We start from the raw sequence: 12,906 nt of genomic DNA on the forward strand, positions 1-12,906 counted from the left end.
ATTTCATTTATGTTTTTTATCCGCATGACCCAGATCCTTGGTGGGGGCTATTTGGTTTCTGACAAGCTGCTTTAGCTCGGTAATCTCGGGGAATCGACCGGCTTCTTTTCGCGACCAGACAAGCTTACCGTTAGCAAATATATTGAAAACGCCACCGGTTCCAGGGCGCAGCGTTAATTCTGAAATTTCCTGCTCAAAGGTTGTTAATAGTTCTTGCGCTATCCAGGCTGCTCTAAGCAACCAACGGCACTTGGTACAGTATTGGATTTCTATTTTATTAGACATATTCCAGTATATGTTGAGTAACACTGAAAGAATTAGCGTAAGGCCCTGATGGGTATATATCTATGGAAGCGATATTGACCTTATCATACTAGGCCGTACACTTGATTGAGCATTATGATAGTAGCAGCGGTAAACGTTTTTTATCTCCAAATCGCTCCGGAAGGCCGCGTCACAGGATACTCCCATGGTAACAATAAATTACCATTTTTATTCTTAGCAAAATCTGCGTAAACCCCCGCCCACTGGGGCGGGGATATAAGCGGGGGTCGCGCAAGCGAGCCTAGTCGGGTGTTTTCTGTCCATTGACGTATGCCTTGAGCGTTTCAAGGGTGGCGCCTCCCGCGCTGCACGCAAAATACGATCTTGAGCACAGCGCGGCGCTGTGCTCAAGATCGTATTTTGTCGTGAACACGAGATGGACGACAAGCCGGGTAACGCTATATCGGCCGCGTCGATAATTACGCTGCACCCTCACTTGATTTTCCTATTACACTCTCTAATATAGGGGCGTTGTGGTAAGGTATACCGACATGCTAAAAGCCACGAAGATACGTCTCTACCCTACGAGGGAGCAGGCGGAGTTTCTGAACCGCCAGTTCGGTAGCGTGCGGTTTTGCTATAACACCGGCCTTCGCATTATGTCTCACCGCTATAAGCGACACGGCCAATCCTTGAGCGCCAAGTATGACACCAAGAAATTGTTGCCTGTGGCCAAGAAGTCCCGTAAGTATGGATGGTTGAAGGAGGCGGATTCGGTTGCGCTCGCTCAAGCGTGTATCAATCTCGACAAGGCGTTTCAGCGTTTTTTCAAGGAAAAGAAAGGCTATCCCCGGTTCAAGCGCAAGCGTGGCAAGCAGTCGAGCTACCATTGCATGAGCGTGAGCTGCGGTGAAAGCTGGGTCAAGGTGCCGAAGCTCGGCCCCATCAAGGCTAGAGTTCATCGGTCCGTTGAGGGCAAATTGAAAAGCATCACCCTGTCGCGCACCGTTACCGGCAAACACTACGCGTCTCTCCTGTATGAAACCGAGCAACCTGTCCCTGAGCCGATGACGGCTATCGACGCCACCAAGGTGCTCGGCTTGGACATGGGTCTCTCGCACCTGGCGATTGACTCCACTGGACGAAAAGTAGCCAATCCACGCTTTATCAAGCAGGTTCAGAAAAATCTCAAGCGCAAGCAACAGTCGCTGTCACGAAAGCAAAAAGGCAGTTCCAAACGAGCAAAAGCACGCCTACTGGTCGCTAAGGCTCACGAGCGGGTCGCTGATGCCCGCAGTGACTTCCAGCATAAACTGTCCCGGCAGATCGTTGACGACAACCAAGCGGTGATCGTCGAGACGCTGAAAGTCAACAACATGATGAAGAACGCCAAGCTCGCCAAGCATATCGGCGATGCCTCTTGGCACGCCTTGATCGCCAAGCTGGCATACAAGGCCAAGGAGCAGGGCAAACATCTGGTCAAGATCGACCCCTGGTTTGCCAGCTCAAAAACTTGCCATGTATGCCAGCACAAGATGGATGCCATGCCACTAAATATCCGGTCGTGGGCGTGCCCTACCTGCCACACGCGCCATGACCGCGACATCAACGCGGCGCTGAACATCCAACATCAAGGCATTTTGAAGTTGAAGGCGGAAGGGCTGTCCGTCTCTGCCCATCGAGGCTTGCGTAAATCCGGCATGCCGCCGGTGGCTGCCGTTGAAGTGGGAAGCTCCGTCCGATAGGGCGGAGAGCAGTCACTTAATGGTGCGTCACAACCACCGAATTAAAGGGATAGACACTCCCAAGTAAGTTAAATTAAACTGAAGCGGAGTAAAAAGGGGCCGCATTGGAATTAAACCTGGATATTTAATGGCCCTCCAGCGAGAGTGCGAAACGAAGTGGCGCATCGAGCGCGAGGGCCAAGTTGCTTGCGTTTTGCCATGAATTGGCGCTATGAGTTTCTCGTTGCCACAAGCGCGACCTATCCTCGGGAGGAGGAGAAGTGATGGGCGTGGAGGGTGGTACCCAACCGAGGGCCTTGCGCGCTAAGTCGTGGCCAGCCCGAGGCGCCCGTTGAAACGCGAATTTGCTAGGCTGATAAGATTTTGTAGGAACAAAATTGAAATGAGTCATGGCGAAACTCCAAAGAAAGGAATTGTAATGAGAATAATAGTTTGTATAAAAATTGGTATTTTAATGCTGATTTTATCGAGCATGGGATGTGCCACTAGTGGGGGAGAAGAAAATGTTGCTAGCTCCGTGGATAGTGGCTTAGCAGCAGTTGAACAAGCAGCACAGGGGGGAAGACAAGCGATTGAATCAGGAACAACCGCCGCTAAAAATATGGAGACTGGCCAAGCTGATTTAGCGGATATTTTAGTTAACCAATTAGGTGTTTCTAACCAGCAAGCCATGGGAGGTGCTGGCGCAATTTTCCAAGAGGCCAGGACTAACATGAAGCCCCAGGATTTTACAACCCTATCTCAATCCGTGCCAGGAATGAGCGATATGCTAAAAGCGGCACCTAAAGTGTCTGGTTCGGCGCCAGGTATGGCTGGCGGCCTTTCCTCAATGATGGGTGATGCGAACAATGCATTAGGAAGCATGGCTTCCTTAGCCTCCTCATTTCAACAATTGAATCTTTCTCCTGATATGGTCAGCCAATTTGTACCCGTAGTGACGAATTACGTGAGGAATACTGGCGGGCAAGCAGTAGCTAATTTATTGCAGTCAGCCTTAGGTACGCCTTGATTTCGGTAATATCGATTCAAATAAAGCGGAGAGGGAGAAATAGGTTTATCGCTATTTCCCCCTTGCTTTGCCGCGTTGCAGCAAATGTGTGGCAAAACTGTGCCGAAAGGTATGTGCAGAAACTCGCTTGGTAATACCCGCTTGTCGAACCGCAGCCTTGATCGCCTTATTGATCAGCGATTGATCTATAGGATGGCGTCGAGTCAAACCCGACAGAGGATCTACCGATAGCGAACGGGCCGGAAACACATATTGCCAGCCCCATTCCCGTTCGGCATGAGGATATTTTTTTGCCAGCGCATACGGCAAATACACTGCACCGAAGCCGTCGGCCAAATCCTGCTCGTGAATCGCCTTGACCTTTTCTAAAATGATTTTGCAGTAACGGTATCATGGCCGCAGAAAGCGGGGTTACCCTGTCTTTATCGCCCTTACCAGAGCGCACGGTAGTCTGTTTATAATCGTAATCGAGATCCTGCACCCGCAACCGAACGGCCTCGCTAATCCGTAAGCCGCTGCCGTATAACAGTTTCACCACTAACTGCGCCACGCCTTCAACCCGTGGCAATACTTGCCTGATCTCGTCCAACGACAACACTACTGGCACACGCCGACTGGTTTTGGAGCGAATGGCCTCGATACGCTTGGTCAGCGGTATATCCAGAACCTGCTTGTATAAAAACACCAACGCATTCATCGCCTGATTTTGGGTGGCAGACGCTACTTTACGTTCTGTTGCCAGATAGCATAAAAACGCTTCTATCTTGACTTCACTGTTTTCAAACAGCGCAGCTCTTTCGTTGAGCTGGTGAAATTTGACAAACTGCTTAATCCACTCGCAATAAGAGCGCTCGGTGTGCAGTGAATAATGCTTGAGCCGCATGATGCGGCGAACATCTTCCAGCAAGGTTGGCGATTTGGTGCTTGACATCAAATCATTAGTGGCTATAAACAATTAATGGCTATAGTGAGGCGACCTATTATTATATAGGCAAATTTGCCTGAATTGATGGCTAATATCAGGTTATCAAGGCAAATGTACATGATTTGGGTATTATCAGGGCAAAAGTGCCTGAAAAAGCCGGCAATATCAATTTATCAGGCAGATTGGCTTGATAATCAATAGTTAGACTTGCAAGAGAACATCGCGCATCGTGATGTCGTTTTAACAACAGGAGACATGCCATGGTCAAAGTAGCCTTGTTCGTTCGCCTTGAAGCGAAACCCGGAAAAGAGAAAGAGGTTGAGAACTTCCTTGTGAGCGGCCTTCCCATCGTCAATGAGGAGCCTGACACCACTGCGTGGTTTGGCATTCGCCTTGGACCAAGCACTTTCGGAATCTTTGATGCTTTCCCGGATGAAGCGGGTCGGCAGGCCCATCTCTCCGGCAAGGTCGCAGCCGAGTTGATGGCTAAGGCAGGTGAGTTGTTCTCCGAGCCCCCGTCCATCGAAAAGGTTGATGTACTTGCGGCAAAGCTACCTGGCTAGCAAGCCTAACAATTCGTTCAAGCCGACGCCGCTTCGCGGCGCGGCTTAACTCAGGCGTTCGCGCCGCTGCGCGGCGCGAATCGGGGAGTTGACTGCGCCAAACGGCTGCCCGCGCCGCTACGCGTCGCGAACAACCGTTCGACTGGCAGAACCCCCTGCATAATCAGACGCTGTGCGCCTATGTATGCAGGAGAACCCGCCCGTCAACTCCCCGATTATGCGCCCACACGCCCTCTAGCCTAATGTCTTGTGCGACAGAAATATTTGGATTATTACATGATAGTTTTGGCGCTTATTCACGAAAAACAATAGGTGCAAAATGACACGACTATGGCAAGATCTAAGCAGAATATTTCGTGACACGGCAACGAAGAAGATGTCTAACAATATTATTAGCATAATCATTGCCATTGCCCGAGATGAAGTTTCCGAGGATACTCTAAAGAATATTGACGAAAATGTAAAAAGGCTCATTCAGAAACATTATAATGTAGGATTGAGATACTTAGAGGAAATGCATTCGGTTAGTAATACAGAACTACGAAAGAAATTGCTTCACGATGCAAGGCGTTCATTTTCTGAAGCCATAACTGTCGATACTCCACTTCAATCTGCACAAGCCACTAGAATAGTTGCTGTATGCTATGATTTATTGGACGAGAAAGAGACCGCCTTCCTTCGATACGAGGAAGCATTCTTAAAGGCTATTGAATATTATAATAGACTGTTGAAACAGTTTGAGAGTAGTGGGGGGACAAGAGGAATAGACTTGCTACTCGGTTTTTCTCTCGTTGGTCAGCCAATCATGTACACTCGATGGACCTTGAGATATTTTAGGCGCAAAAAGCTAGAAGAAGAGGCTAAAAATATTAGAAGCTTTCTATATGATTTGAAATACTTTTTAGTTGAGAGAGAAATATTTCTTCAAGCTTTATATAGCGATATTGAAAGTATACCTCCCTATTCTTGGTCAGATACAGGATAGAGAGTCGGGTACATGATTGGAAAGTTAAACTGAGCGAGATCCTTCCAGTGCGCATAACCCGCGGCTGCACGCCGACGCAGGGCTTCACCGCCTTGCCTCGTTCGGGCAGCAGCGCTTACTTGCCTCGTCCAATCGTTGCGCCGCCCTGCGCGGGTGAGCCGCAATCTGTTCGCGCCGCTGCGCGGCGCGAATCGGGGAGTTGACTGCGCCAAACGGCTGCCCGCGCCGCTACGCGTCGCGAACAACCGTTCGACTGGCAGAACCTCCTGCATAATCAGATGCCGCACATCCATTATCCAGGAGAACCCGCCCATCAACTCCCCGATTAGCTGCCAGAGAAAGGTCGGAACCAATACGTATTGACGATGTCCATACATCTAGATAGAGTGCTTCTATGGACATGACCTTTGAGCTCAATGGAACCACTTTTGTATGGGACAGTAAGAAAGCCCATTCAAATTTTGCCAAGCATGAGGTCTCGTTTGAAGCAGCAGCTACGGCGTTCTTCGATCCCTTTTTCCGGTTGGAAGACGCCAGCGACAATGATGAAGTACGAGATGCCTTAATCGGGTTTGATGGGTATCATCGGCTACTTTATGTCGTGAACATTCAAATCGAAGAGAGCGGCATTCGTATTATTTCAGCCCGAAAGGCCACTCGCGAGGAGCGGCAAAGATATGATCAATGAACGGATTAAAAAGCGCCTGAAAAAGGACCGCCCTATGACTTCCATTACCCTTCGTGTACCGAAGGATGTGGTTGAAGGGCTCAAGGAAATGGCTCCGGAGCTAGGGTTCGCCGGCTACCAGCCGCTTATCCGAGCCTATATCAGTGAAGGGATGCGCCGAGACGAGAAAAAGCTCTATTTCACACCAGCAAAACGTATGGCTGAAGCTCTAAAAGCTCGCGGTGTTGATCCAGCGCTTGTCGATCAGGTACTTATTGAAGCTAGTGATTCTCAGCAGGCGGTCGATTAAGGAAAGTGGTGCACGCAGTGACAGGAATATGGCTCAACGCATCGTTTCTGTTAGGTTAACCGCGGTGGCAGCTAACAAATCGCTGTAGGCGGCGGGTCAAACGCACCTGAACTCAGGCGTTCGCGCCGCTACGCGTCGCGAACAACCGTTCGACTGGCAGAACCTCCTGCATAATCAGATGCCCCACATCTATTATCCAGGAGAACCCGCCCGTCAACTCCCCGAGTTAGGGCTGTCAAAACTGATCGTAGTGACCTCCGATGGCGAAAATATAGATGTATTTATCATCGAACTTATATACGATGCGGTCTTTTCGACTAAGGCGCCGGGACCAAAGGCCGGAAAGGCTATGTTTCAACTGTTCAGGTTTTCCCATTCCTGTAGTGGGGTCACCGCGCAGCATTTCTTTTAATACGCTACGCAGCGCTTTATGTAGTTTTTTGTCGCGTTCACGAAGGTTCTCGTATGTGGTCCAGGTATTGCCTTCAAAAACCAGTGATCTCATCCATTTCCTCGGCTGAAGGCCTGTATCCTGTTCCCTTCTCGTGGGTACGCAATGAATCCGCTATTTGCCGGATTAAGTCATTGCTCTGCAATACAAATAGTGTTTCTTGCTCACGTTCCCAATCCTCGGCGCTCAACACCACGAAATCGTCACCACCGCGGCGTGTGACCTTCAGCGGCGCATGCCTGCTAACCACTTGTTCTACCAGAGTTTTTAAATTATCTCTAAACTTATTTACACTTACGCTATCCATTGGTCGATGTTCTCAGTTGTACGATGATCCCGTACAATATAGACAAAAAGCCCTAACAAGGCAAATCAACTCGGACGGGTTTCGTCGCTGCGCTCCTCAACCTGCCGGTTATTTGCAACGTTATTCATCACAGACAAAACCTTAGATTTGGAATCCGCGATGTTCGACTTACCGCCACTCCTCCACAAGCGTGATGTCTTCGTCATCATGCCGTTCTCGACTACCAAGTCGTGCTCGGAGAATGAGTGGACTGAAATCTACGAAGACGTGTTCCAGCCTGCGATAGAAAATTGCGGTCTCCAGTGCGGTCGCGCCGAAGTTGGAACGGGAAGTCTAATCAAAAGTATCATTGAACGACTGCGTAACGCATACATCGTTTTGGCGGACATTACAGACGCGAATCCAAACGTTTTCTACGAACTTGGCGTTACGGCATTCTCTCAGCAAAAGAACTATCCTGCTGGCACAAGGAGCAAAGCACATCCCGTCGGATATTCGGGGCTATTGGTTGCTCATCTATGGAATTTCCCCGAAAAAAATCGCAACGTTCAAATCTGAATTGAGACGAATAACCGAACAGATTGATAGCGACCCAGAAAAGAGCGACAGCCCTGTTTCCGACTACATGGAACGTGAAAACGTCGTGCTTTCACGGGATGCGCAGAGACAAAACCTTCGCAAACTGGGAGCCCTCTTCACCGAATTGACCGGAAATGCTCTCGTGGTATCAGAATTGTCCAGCAATTCCGATGCGCTCCCGTTGGTCTCCTACGGCTGTCTGGCGCTCCTGCTAGAAACGCTATACGTCGATCCCGGTCCAGAGGTTTTGAAGCGAGCATACGAACTCAGGAAATGTTTGCAGTTGATCAAACGTGGAAACTTCGGCGCGATACTGCCGGTCACAACCAAGACGTTGCAACAATTGATACTTGATGTCGAGGCTATCCGAAACAAGGTCGCGGCCGGACCGTTGGATGAACCGCCGAATCCCACGATGATGCAATGGATTCCTGGTTTCGGATTGCCAAGCGACATTCCGCTGCCTGGATCATATCTGGGCGGGGATGATGTTTACGGCTTGTGTATACAGGCAGCTGCGCCCTTGTCGGAGGATTCGAGCCCTGGAAACCAAAACAAAGATGAATAACCATGCCGTGTGAACCGGAGCGGCCGACAATGCGGATATTGAAATCAGAGTTTGTGGCGGCCGCCCGGTTACGACCATCGTTCGCGCCGCTGCGCGGCGCGAATCGGGGAGCTGACTACGCCAAACGGCTGCCCGCGCCGCTACGCGTCGCGAACAACCATTCGACTGACGGAACCTCCTGCATCATCAGACGCCGTGCGCCTATGTATGCAGGAGAGCCCGCCGCCCGTCAACTCCCCGATTAGGCAAAAGTATGGCTGAGAAGCAGTATCAAACCATTGAGGTGTACCGAGCTGCCGCAGATGCACTCTATGCGGCCAGTGAAATGGTGCTTTTCTCATTCGCCAAACACGACTATGACACTAAGAACCTAATTATCAGGAACTTCGTTGCCCGCTCAGCCATGACGCTTAAAAGCGTTTTTTCGCTTTGGGATAACGGCGACACTCAGAATGCCTGGATTATACATAGAGCCTTGGTCGATAGAATGTTTCATTTGCACAGCCTCGGAGTGAATGACGAGTTTCACGCCTTCGAGGAGTGGTCTTTTTTCGAGCAATACAAAAGCCAAAACCGACTAAAAAGCGATGCTCTTTTCAAGGATCAGGCTGTAGGCTGGGTATATAAAGTAAGTGATGAGAAAAAGGCACGGATTAAAGCTCTGGAACAAAATAAGCCAACGTGGCGGCGCCCGAGGGCGGAGGATGTCGCTAAAGATATGGGAATGGAATTTCTTTATAAATACGGCTATGACTATGCCTCGACCCACGTCCACCCTATGGCCAATGATGGTGAGCAAGACTTTTACACTATTACAAAGCTTCAGCCATCGCCTAGGTTTCCCTCTCAGATCACGGTAATCTCAAACACTATTTTGACCTCTACACTTATTCTTCAGGATTCATTGAATCACAGCTCTTTTAGTTGGAGGCGAGTGTTATGGGACTTCATAGATGATGTCCGAGAGCTACTGGATAACGGTGATACCAGCTATCAGAAATCTTTCGAAAAGCTGGCCATTTTATTCAAAGAATACGATTTATGTGAGCCCAGCAATGCCTAACAAGACGCCGTTGGCGGACAATTTTTCCACCGCTTCGCGGCTCAAAAATTGCCGCAAAGCTCTGCGTTAGGTTTACTTATTTAAAGGGGAAGTGATGTGAAAAAATCCGCCAGTTGTTTAATTGCTCTATTGGTATTTTCTTGTTGTGTTTACGCAGAGTTACAAGAAGAGAAATGGAAGACTATATTTTTAAAATATCTCCCGGAAGATAGCTCAAAGGAATCGGTTGAAATGAGAGAATATTTTAAAAAAGCCCCAGTTGAAGGTATTTACCCTTTTGGAGCAGGTATCTGTGAAGCACTGAAAGAAGGACAGCATAAAAAGGATATTTTAGAAAAAAGTTATTACCATTTTTGGGGGGTTCCTGCGTCTGATGCTATGTACAAAGCGTCTATAGAGGTAATTTGCCCAGAATATAAAGCGCGTCGTTAGGTTTCCAATAGGAACCTTGAGCTGTGAGATTTGAATGGGATTTGAGTAAGGCAGAGAATAATGAAAAGAAACATGGGGTAAGCTTCTCAGAAGCCACGACTGTGTTTGGGGATCCTTTGGAACTTACCATATCTGATCCTGACCACTCAGAGGACGAGTACCGTTTTCTTCTTAGTATTGGCAGATCGTCGGTGGGCCGTGTTCTCATTGTCTCCTATACTGAAAGGGAAGAGAATAGTATCCGAATCATCAGCGCAAGACGTGCTACGAAGCCAGAGCAGAAGCAATATGAGTCACAACACTGAATCAGATGATATGCGCCCTGAGTATGATTTCTCGGGCGGTGTTCGGGGGAAGCACTATAAGGCGTATCGAAAAGGTACGAACGTTGTCCTGCTTGATCCAGACGTTGCTGAAGTCTTCAAAAATTCCGAGTCTGTTAATCGAGCACTTCGTTTACTTATGGACTTGGGAGGCAAGGAAATTCAAAGAAACCTAACAAAGGGCTCCAGCGGACACTCGTAAACCCGCGCCGCTATCTCCCATAGTATACGCTTCTTTTAAGCGTATACTACGCAGCAAACCTACTAACTCTGAAGAAGGAATAAACTTTCATTTGCCTAAGTCGGGGGTGCCGCTCAACTGGCAGAACCTCCTGCATCATCAGATGCCCCACATCTATAGTGGTTAAGCAGCGTAAGATCAGCGTGTTGGCGTCTAATATTTCGCTGCAGCTGCGTTTGCCCTGCCAAGCACCTGAGCTCAGGCGTTATGCAGTAAATACCAAGCTCTATTGATAAGCGTCACGTGACGCGGTACAGTTTGGCTTATGATTAAATCCTTCGCCGATAAGCGAACTCAAGGGCTGTACTCCATGGGCAAGTCAAAGAAGTTTCCTGCGGATGTAGCTCCGAGAGCCGCCAGAAAACTAGAATACGTGAATCTGGCAGAGCAGATAGAGGACTTGAAGGTGCCGCCCGGCAATCGCCTTCACCCACTTTCTGGAAATAGGCAGGGGCAGCACGCAATTTCAATACATAAACAGTGGCGTATCTGTTTTCGTTTTGAGGATGGCGATGCGTATGAGGTCGAAGTGTGTGACTACCACACTGAGTGAGGTAATGACTATGGCCATTCTTAATAATACCGGTATGCAGCGTAAGCCGACTCATCCTGGTGAAATGCTGAGAGAGGATTTCCTGCCTGACTATGGCCTGACCGTTGCAGGGCTAGCTGAATCTCTGGGTGTCTCTCGACAGTCAGTTAATGAATTATTGCGTGAGCGCCGTGCCGTCAGTCCTGAAATGGCACTTCGGCTCGCCTGTTCGTTTGTTTGGTAACTCTCCGGAATTCTGGCTGAATTCTCAGCGATCTGTTGATCTTTGGAGGGCGGCTCAGTCGGTCAAGGAAGAAGTGGCTCGGATTAAGCCGCTACATGTTGCATAACCAGGCCATGCACCGGTGGCAAAACCGGCGCGAAGCGGAGATTTTGCCACCGGTGCATGGCAGACGTTATCCACAAAAATAGGACGATCTACCTTGCCAGTTGAAAAAACAGGGCCAGACCCCAATTGATTCAAGCTTTCTATGGACCATGCTAAATGCGCTGGTGAGCCGGCGCGAGTGAGTCGGACGGCGGGGCTCAGTCACCGTCTTCAGTTTCCTGAGCCAGTAGATACTTGAGCGTAAAGGCATCGTAGTCGAAATCGGTGTCGTCCGAGACCGCGGCCAGAACCTGGGGCGCTATGCGCTCCCGCTCCTCCTCGGTCTCGAAGTCTGAGAAGTTGGCTGCGGCCGCCTCGGCAAACATTTCTTCTATCAGCCGCTTTGCCCGCGCTTCGTGGCTCTCGATATCAGTATTGGCGCCGGGAGGGATGTTTTCCTCAATCCAGGTCTCAGCCCACCTCAGGAATCGCTTGCTCATGACTGCCCATCTACCTCTTGCATCATATTCGGGGCCGGTTTCCCGGACCACTGTGATCCACCCGATATTTCGGTCTAAATAAAAAAATTTTACTACATACTGATTGAATGCTTCAATAGTCGCTCGATATAGAAAGGGGTTTTTCTGGTTTACTTTCGAATCGTAAAGATCACATGACATGTGTTTGTGGTTCAATAACTTTAGTCGCTACGCTTCCCTGCGACTATCGTCCTAAAAAACAATCTTGGCTCTGTGTATCGAAACATGGGCCGCATCGCCGAAGCCGAGCCGCTGCTTCGCAAGGCCGTTGAGCTAAACGAGCGCGTATTGGGTGGTAGTCACCCACAAACATTGAGCACGACTGTTAACCCAGTCTATGGGGAGTGCTTCTTTACTTGTTTTCAGCAAGGCTTGTAGCGAACGCTCTGCACCAAGTCCGTGGGCAAGAATGACGGCATCAGCGGCGCAATCGCTCTTCGCGCCTTCATATCTAAGTGCGTATTTTCAATTATTACGCCTGGTGTCAATTGATACGTTAGAAACATAACAGGTAGATGTAGCCGGCCAATTTTCCGCTACGCCCCTTCGGGCTCGGCTGATTTACGGCGTTAGGCGGCTGCAAGCTAGGGGGTAGATTTTCGAGGTATATTTTGCGAATGACCAACGAATTTACAGCTATTTTCGAGTGTGATGGCGACTGGTATATCGCGTATTGCCCTGAAATACCGGGTGCAAATGCCCAGGGTCGTACAAAGGACGAGGCTCGAGAGAGCCTTGCCGAGGCGATTTCTCTTATTCTTGCGGACCGCCGAGAGGATATGCTTCGTGGACTACCTGACGATAGAATCGGCTCGCGGAGAAGATATGCCAGGGCCTCTCTATCCCGAAAATCGGCGGGTAATTCCCCTTAATAAGGCGCTCGAACGGACGCGGTTAACAGTGAGCTGCTTTCCTTGGTGATCTATCCGCGCCGCAGCGCGTGGCGAACAACCGTTCGATTGGCAGAACCTCCTGCATCATCAGATGCCGTACGTCTATTACCTAGGAGAATTCGCTAGTCAACATTCCGATTATAAGCATTAACTGATATAGTACCATTGTATGGTACTATTTT

The 12,906-nt window shown here is 49.3% G+C and carries 20 protein-coding genes and 2 pseudogenes; 14 read left to right on the forward strand and 8 right to left on the reverse strand.

Features of this window, described 5'->3' with window-relative positions; all coding sequences use genetic code 11:
* Positions 1 to 3: 3 nt before the first annotated feature.
* Both NOC_RS05940 and NOC_RS18570 read right to left on the reverse strand, forming a co-directional pair.
* On the reverse strand, positions 4 to 285 hold the full coding sequence (locus NOC_RS05940) for a SelT/SelW/SelH family protein (protein WP_002809628.1): 282 nt from the start codon (positions 283 to 285) through the stop codon (positions 4 to 6).
* A 280-nt stretch (positions 286 to 565) separates the two neighbouring features.
* Positions 566 to 661: pseudogene (locus tag NOC_RS18570) on the reverse strand (IS200/IS605 family transposase); the annotation flags it as partial.
* Positions 662 to 815: 154 nt separating this feature from the next.
* Here NOC_RS18570 and NOC_RS05945 point away from each other — a divergent pair.
* Positions 816 to 2,009, forward strand: a complete 1,194-nt coding sequence (locus NOC_RS05945; RefSeq protein ID WP_002811110.1) for an RNA-guided endonuclease InsQ/TnpB family protein — start codon at positions 816 to 818, stop codon at positions 2,007 to 2,009.
* A 124-nt stretch (positions 2,010 to 2,133) separates the two neighbouring features.
* On the opposite strand, the gene NOC_RS17335 is transcribed toward NOC_RS05945, so the two are convergent.
* Positions 2,134 to 2,400: a hypothetical protein gene (locus NOC_RS17335; protein ID WP_036497250.1), complete on the reverse strand. Its 267-nt coding sequence runs from the start codon at positions 2,398 to 2,400 to the stop codon at positions 2,134 to 2,136.
* Here NOC_RS17335 and NOC_RS05955 point away from each other — a divergent pair.
* Positions 2,392 to 3,018, forward strand: coding sequence for a DUF2780 domain-containing protein (locus NOC_RS05955; RefSeq protein ID WP_002810056.1), 627 nt, complete (start codon positions 2,392 to 2,394; stop codon positions 3,016 to 3,018). The two genes, NOC_RS17335 and NOC_RS05955, sit on opposite strands and share 9 nt — an antisense overlap.
* 51 nt (positions 3,019 to 3,069) lie before the next feature.
* On the opposite strand, the gene NOC_RS18575 is transcribed toward NOC_RS05955, so the two are convergent.
* Together NOC_RS18575 and NOC_RS05960 are read right to left on the reverse strand one after the other, a co-directional pair.
* Positions 3,070 to 3,267, reverse strand: coding sequence for a tyrosine-type recombinase/integrase (locus NOC_RS18575; protein ID WP_081430954.1), 198 nt, complete (start codon positions 3,265 to 3,267; stop codon positions 3,070 to 3,072).
* Positions 3,185 to 3,949 carry a phage integrase N-terminal SAM-like domain-containing protein gene (locus tag NOC_RS05960; protein ID WP_002808928.1) on the reverse strand — a complete coding sequence of 255 codons (765 nt, stop codon included), beginning with the start codon at positions 3,947 to 3,949 and terminating at the stop codon, positions 3,185 to 3,187. Before NOC_RS05960 ends, NOC_RS18575 begins: the two co-directional genes overlap by 83 nt.
* 254 nt (positions 3,950 to 4,203) lie before the next feature.
* Here NOC_RS05960 and NOC_RS05965 point away from each other — a divergent pair, with 254 nt between their 5' ends.
* The 4 genes from NOC_RS05965 (at position 4,204) to NOC_RS05985 (ending at position 6,468) form a co-directional block, all read left to right on the forward strand.
* On the forward strand, positions 4,204 to 4,506 hold the full coding sequence (locus NOC_RS05965) for a putative quinol monooxygenase (RefSeq protein WP_002811709.1): 303 nt from the start codon (positions 4,204 to 4,206) through the stop codon (positions 4,504 to 4,506).
* Positions 4,507 to 4,882: 376 nt separating this feature from the next.
* Positions 4,883 to 5,491 carry a hypothetical protein gene (locus tag NOC_RS05970; protein ID WP_002810496.1) on the forward strand — a complete coding sequence of 203 codons (609 nt, stop codon included), beginning with the start codon at positions 4,883 to 4,885 and terminating at the stop codon, positions 5,489 to 5,491.
* A 394-nt stretch (positions 5,492 to 5,885) separates the two neighbouring features.
* Positions 5,886 to 6,179, forward strand: coding sequence for a BrnT family toxin (locus NOC_RS05980; RefSeq protein ID WP_002809924.1), 294 nt, complete (start codon positions 5,886 to 5,888; stop codon positions 6,177 to 6,179).
* Positions 6,169 to 6,468 (forward strand): hypothetical protein, encoded by a 300-nt coding sequence (locus NOC_RS05985; RefSeq protein ID WP_002811231.1) that lies wholly within the window; start codon positions 6,169 to 6,171, stop codon positions 6,466 to 6,468. Before NOC_RS05980 ends, NOC_RS05985 begins: the two co-directional genes overlap by 11 nt.
* A gap of 235 nt (positions 6,469 to 6,703) precedes the next feature.
* On the opposite strand, the gene NOC_RS05990 is transcribed toward NOC_RS05985, so the two are convergent.
* Both NOC_RS05990 and NOC_RS05995 read right to left on the reverse strand, forming a co-directional pair.
* Complete coding sequence (locus tag NOC_RS05990) at positions 6,704 to 6,973, reverse strand: Txe/YoeB family addiction module toxin (RefSeq protein WP_011330556.1); 270 nt, start codon at positions 6,971 to 6,973, stop codon at positions 6,704 to 6,706.
* Positions 6,954 to 7,226, reverse strand: coding sequence for a type II toxin-antitoxin system Phd/YefM family antitoxin (locus tag NOC_RS05995; protein WP_002811449.1), 273 nt, complete (start codon positions 7,224 to 7,226; stop codon positions 6,954 to 6,956). The genes NOC_RS05990 and NOC_RS05995 overlap by 20 nt, the downstream gene beginning before the upstream one ends.
* Positions 7,227 to 7,647: 421 nt before the next feature.
* On the opposite strand from NOC_RS05995, the gene NOC_RS06000 reads away from it, so the two are divergent.
* The 6 genes and pseudogenes from NOC_RS06000 (at position 7,648) to NOC_RS06030 (ending at position 11,314) form a co-directional block, all read left to right on the forward strand.
* A complete protein-coding gene (locus NOC_RS06000) occupies positions 7,648 to 8,373 on the forward strand; it encodes a hypothetical protein (RefSeq protein ID WP_244860073.1) in 726 nt (241 codons plus the stop codon).
* 253 nt (positions 8,374 to 8,626) lie between these two features.
* Positions 8,627 to 9,436, forward strand: a complete 810-nt coding sequence (locus NOC_RS06005) for a DUF5677 domain-containing protein (RefSeq protein WP_002808885.1) — start codon at positions 8,627 to 8,629, stop codon at positions 9,434 to 9,436.
* A gap of 96 nt (positions 9,437 to 9,532) precedes the next feature.
* Positions 9,533 to 9,868: a hypothetical protein gene (locus tag NOC_RS06010; RefSeq protein ID WP_002808871.1), complete on the forward strand. Its 336-nt coding sequence runs from the start codon at positions 9,533 to 9,535 to the stop codon at positions 9,866 to 9,868.
* A gap of 23 nt (positions 9,869 to 9,891) precedes the next feature.
* On the forward strand, positions 9,892 to 10,173 hold the full coding sequence (locus tag NOC_RS06015; RefSeq protein ID WP_011330557.1) for a BrnT family toxin: 282 nt from the start codon (positions 9,892 to 9,894) through the stop codon (positions 10,171 to 10,173).
* A 524-nt stretch (positions 10,174 to 10,697) separates the two neighbouring features.
* A complete protein-coding gene (locus tag NOC_RS06025; protein WP_011330558.1) occupies positions 10,698 to 10,985 on the forward strand; it encodes a type II toxin-antitoxin system RelE/ParE family toxin in 288 nt (95 codons plus the stop codon).
* 10 nt (positions 10,986 to 10,995) lie between these two features.
* Positions 10,996 to 11,314, forward strand: a pseudogene (locus NOC_RS06030) (HigA family addiction module antitoxin).
* Between the two features lie 196 nt (positions 11,315 to 11,510).
* Here NOC_RS06030 and NOC_RS06035 read toward each other — a convergent pair.
* Positions 11,511 to 11,972, reverse strand: coding sequence for a DUF768 domain-containing protein (locus NOC_RS06035; protein WP_002811699.1), 462 nt, complete (start codon positions 11,970 to 11,972; stop codon positions 11,511 to 11,513).
* Between the two features lie 45 nt (positions 11,973 to 12,017).
* Here NOC_RS06035 and NOC_RS18580 point away from each other — a divergent pair, with 45 nt between their 5' ends.
* Positions 12,018 to 12,209, forward strand: coding sequence for a tetratricopeptide repeat protein (locus tag NOC_RS18580; protein ID WP_370992006.1), 192 nt, complete (start codon positions 12,018 to 12,020; stop codon positions 12,207 to 12,209).
* Between the two features lie 239 nt (positions 12,210 to 12,448).
* Positions 12,449 to 12,703, forward strand: coding sequence for a type II toxin-antitoxin system HicB family antitoxin (locus NOC_RS06040; RefSeq protein ID WP_011330560.1), 255 nt, complete (start codon positions 12,449 to 12,451; stop codon positions 12,701 to 12,703).
* Positions 12,704 to 12,906: the final 203 nt, after the last annotated feature.

Origin of the sequence: Nitrosococcus oceani ATCC 19707, from assembly GCF_000012805.1 — a bacterium.
Lineage (GTDB): Bacteria > Pseudomonadota > Gammaproteobacteria > Nitrosococcales > Nitrosococcaceae > Nitrosococcus > Nitrosococcus oceani.

What these genes read in the sequence shown, in the direction of transcription:
- NOC_RS05940 (WP_002809628.1), bottom strand. Translation starts at nt 285, where the DNA reads ATGTCTAATAAAATAGAAATCCAATACTGTACCAAGTGCCGTTGGTTG.
- NOC_RS06005 (WP_002808885.1), top strand. Translation starts at nt 8,627, where the DNA reads ATGGCTGAGAAGCAGTATCAAACCATTGAGGTGTACCGAGCTGCCGCA.
- NOC_RS05970 (WP_002810496.1), top strand. Translation starts at nt 4,883, where the DNA reads ATGTCTAACAATATTATTAGCATAATCATTGCCATTGCCCGAGATGAA.
- NOC_RS06040 (WP_011330560.1), top strand. Translation starts at nt 12,449, where the DNA reads ATGACCAACGAATTTACAGCTATTTTCGAGTGTGATGGCGACTGGTAT.
- NOC_RS05945 (WP_002811110.1), top strand. Translation starts at nt 816, where the DNA reads ATGCTAAAAGCCACGAAGATACGTCTCTACCCTACGAGGGAGCAGGCG.
- NOC_RS06035 (WP_002811699.1), bottom strand. Translation starts at nt 11,972, where the DNA reads ATGTCATGTGATCTTTACGATTCGAAAGTAAACCAGAAAAACCCCTTT.
- NOC_RS05960 (WP_002808928.1), bottom strand. Translation starts at nt 3,949, where the DNA reads ATGTCAAGCACCAAATCGCCAACCTTGCTGGAAGATGTTCGCCGCATC.
- NOC_RS17335 (WP_036497250.1), bottom strand. Translation starts at nt 2,400, where the DNA reads ATGACTCATTTCAATTTTGTTCCTACAAAATCTTATCAGCCTAGCAAA.
- NOC_RS05990 (WP_011330556.1), bottom strand. Translation starts at nt 6,973, where the DNA reads ATGAGATCACTGGTTTTTGAAGGCAATACCTGGACCACATACGAGAAC.
- NOC_RS05965 (WP_002811709.1), top strand. Translation starts at nt 4,204, where the DNA reads ATGGTCAAAGTAGCCTTGTTCGTTCGCCTTGAAGCGAAACCCGGAAAA.
- NOC_RS05995 (WP_002811449.1), bottom strand. Translation starts at nt 7,226, where the DNA reads ATGGATAGCGTAAGTGTAAATAAGTTTAGAGATAATTTAAAAACTCTG.
- NOC_RS05985 (WP_002811231.1), top strand. Translation starts at nt 6,169, where the DNA reads ATGATCAATGAACGGATTAAAAAGCGCCTGAAAAAGGACCGCCCTATG.
- NOC_RS06025 (WP_011330558.1), top strand. Translation starts at nt 10,698, where the DNA reads ATGATTAAATCCTTCGCCGATAAGCGAACTCAAGGGCTGTACTCCATG.
- NOC_RS05980 (WP_002809924.1), top strand. Translation starts at nt 5,886, where the DNA reads ATGGACATGACCTTTGAGCTCAATGGAACCACTTTTGTATGGGACAGT.
- NOC_RS05955 (WP_002810056.1), top strand. Translation starts at nt 2,392, where the DNA reads ATGAGTCATGGCGAAACTCCAAAGAAAGGAATTGTAATGAGAATAATA.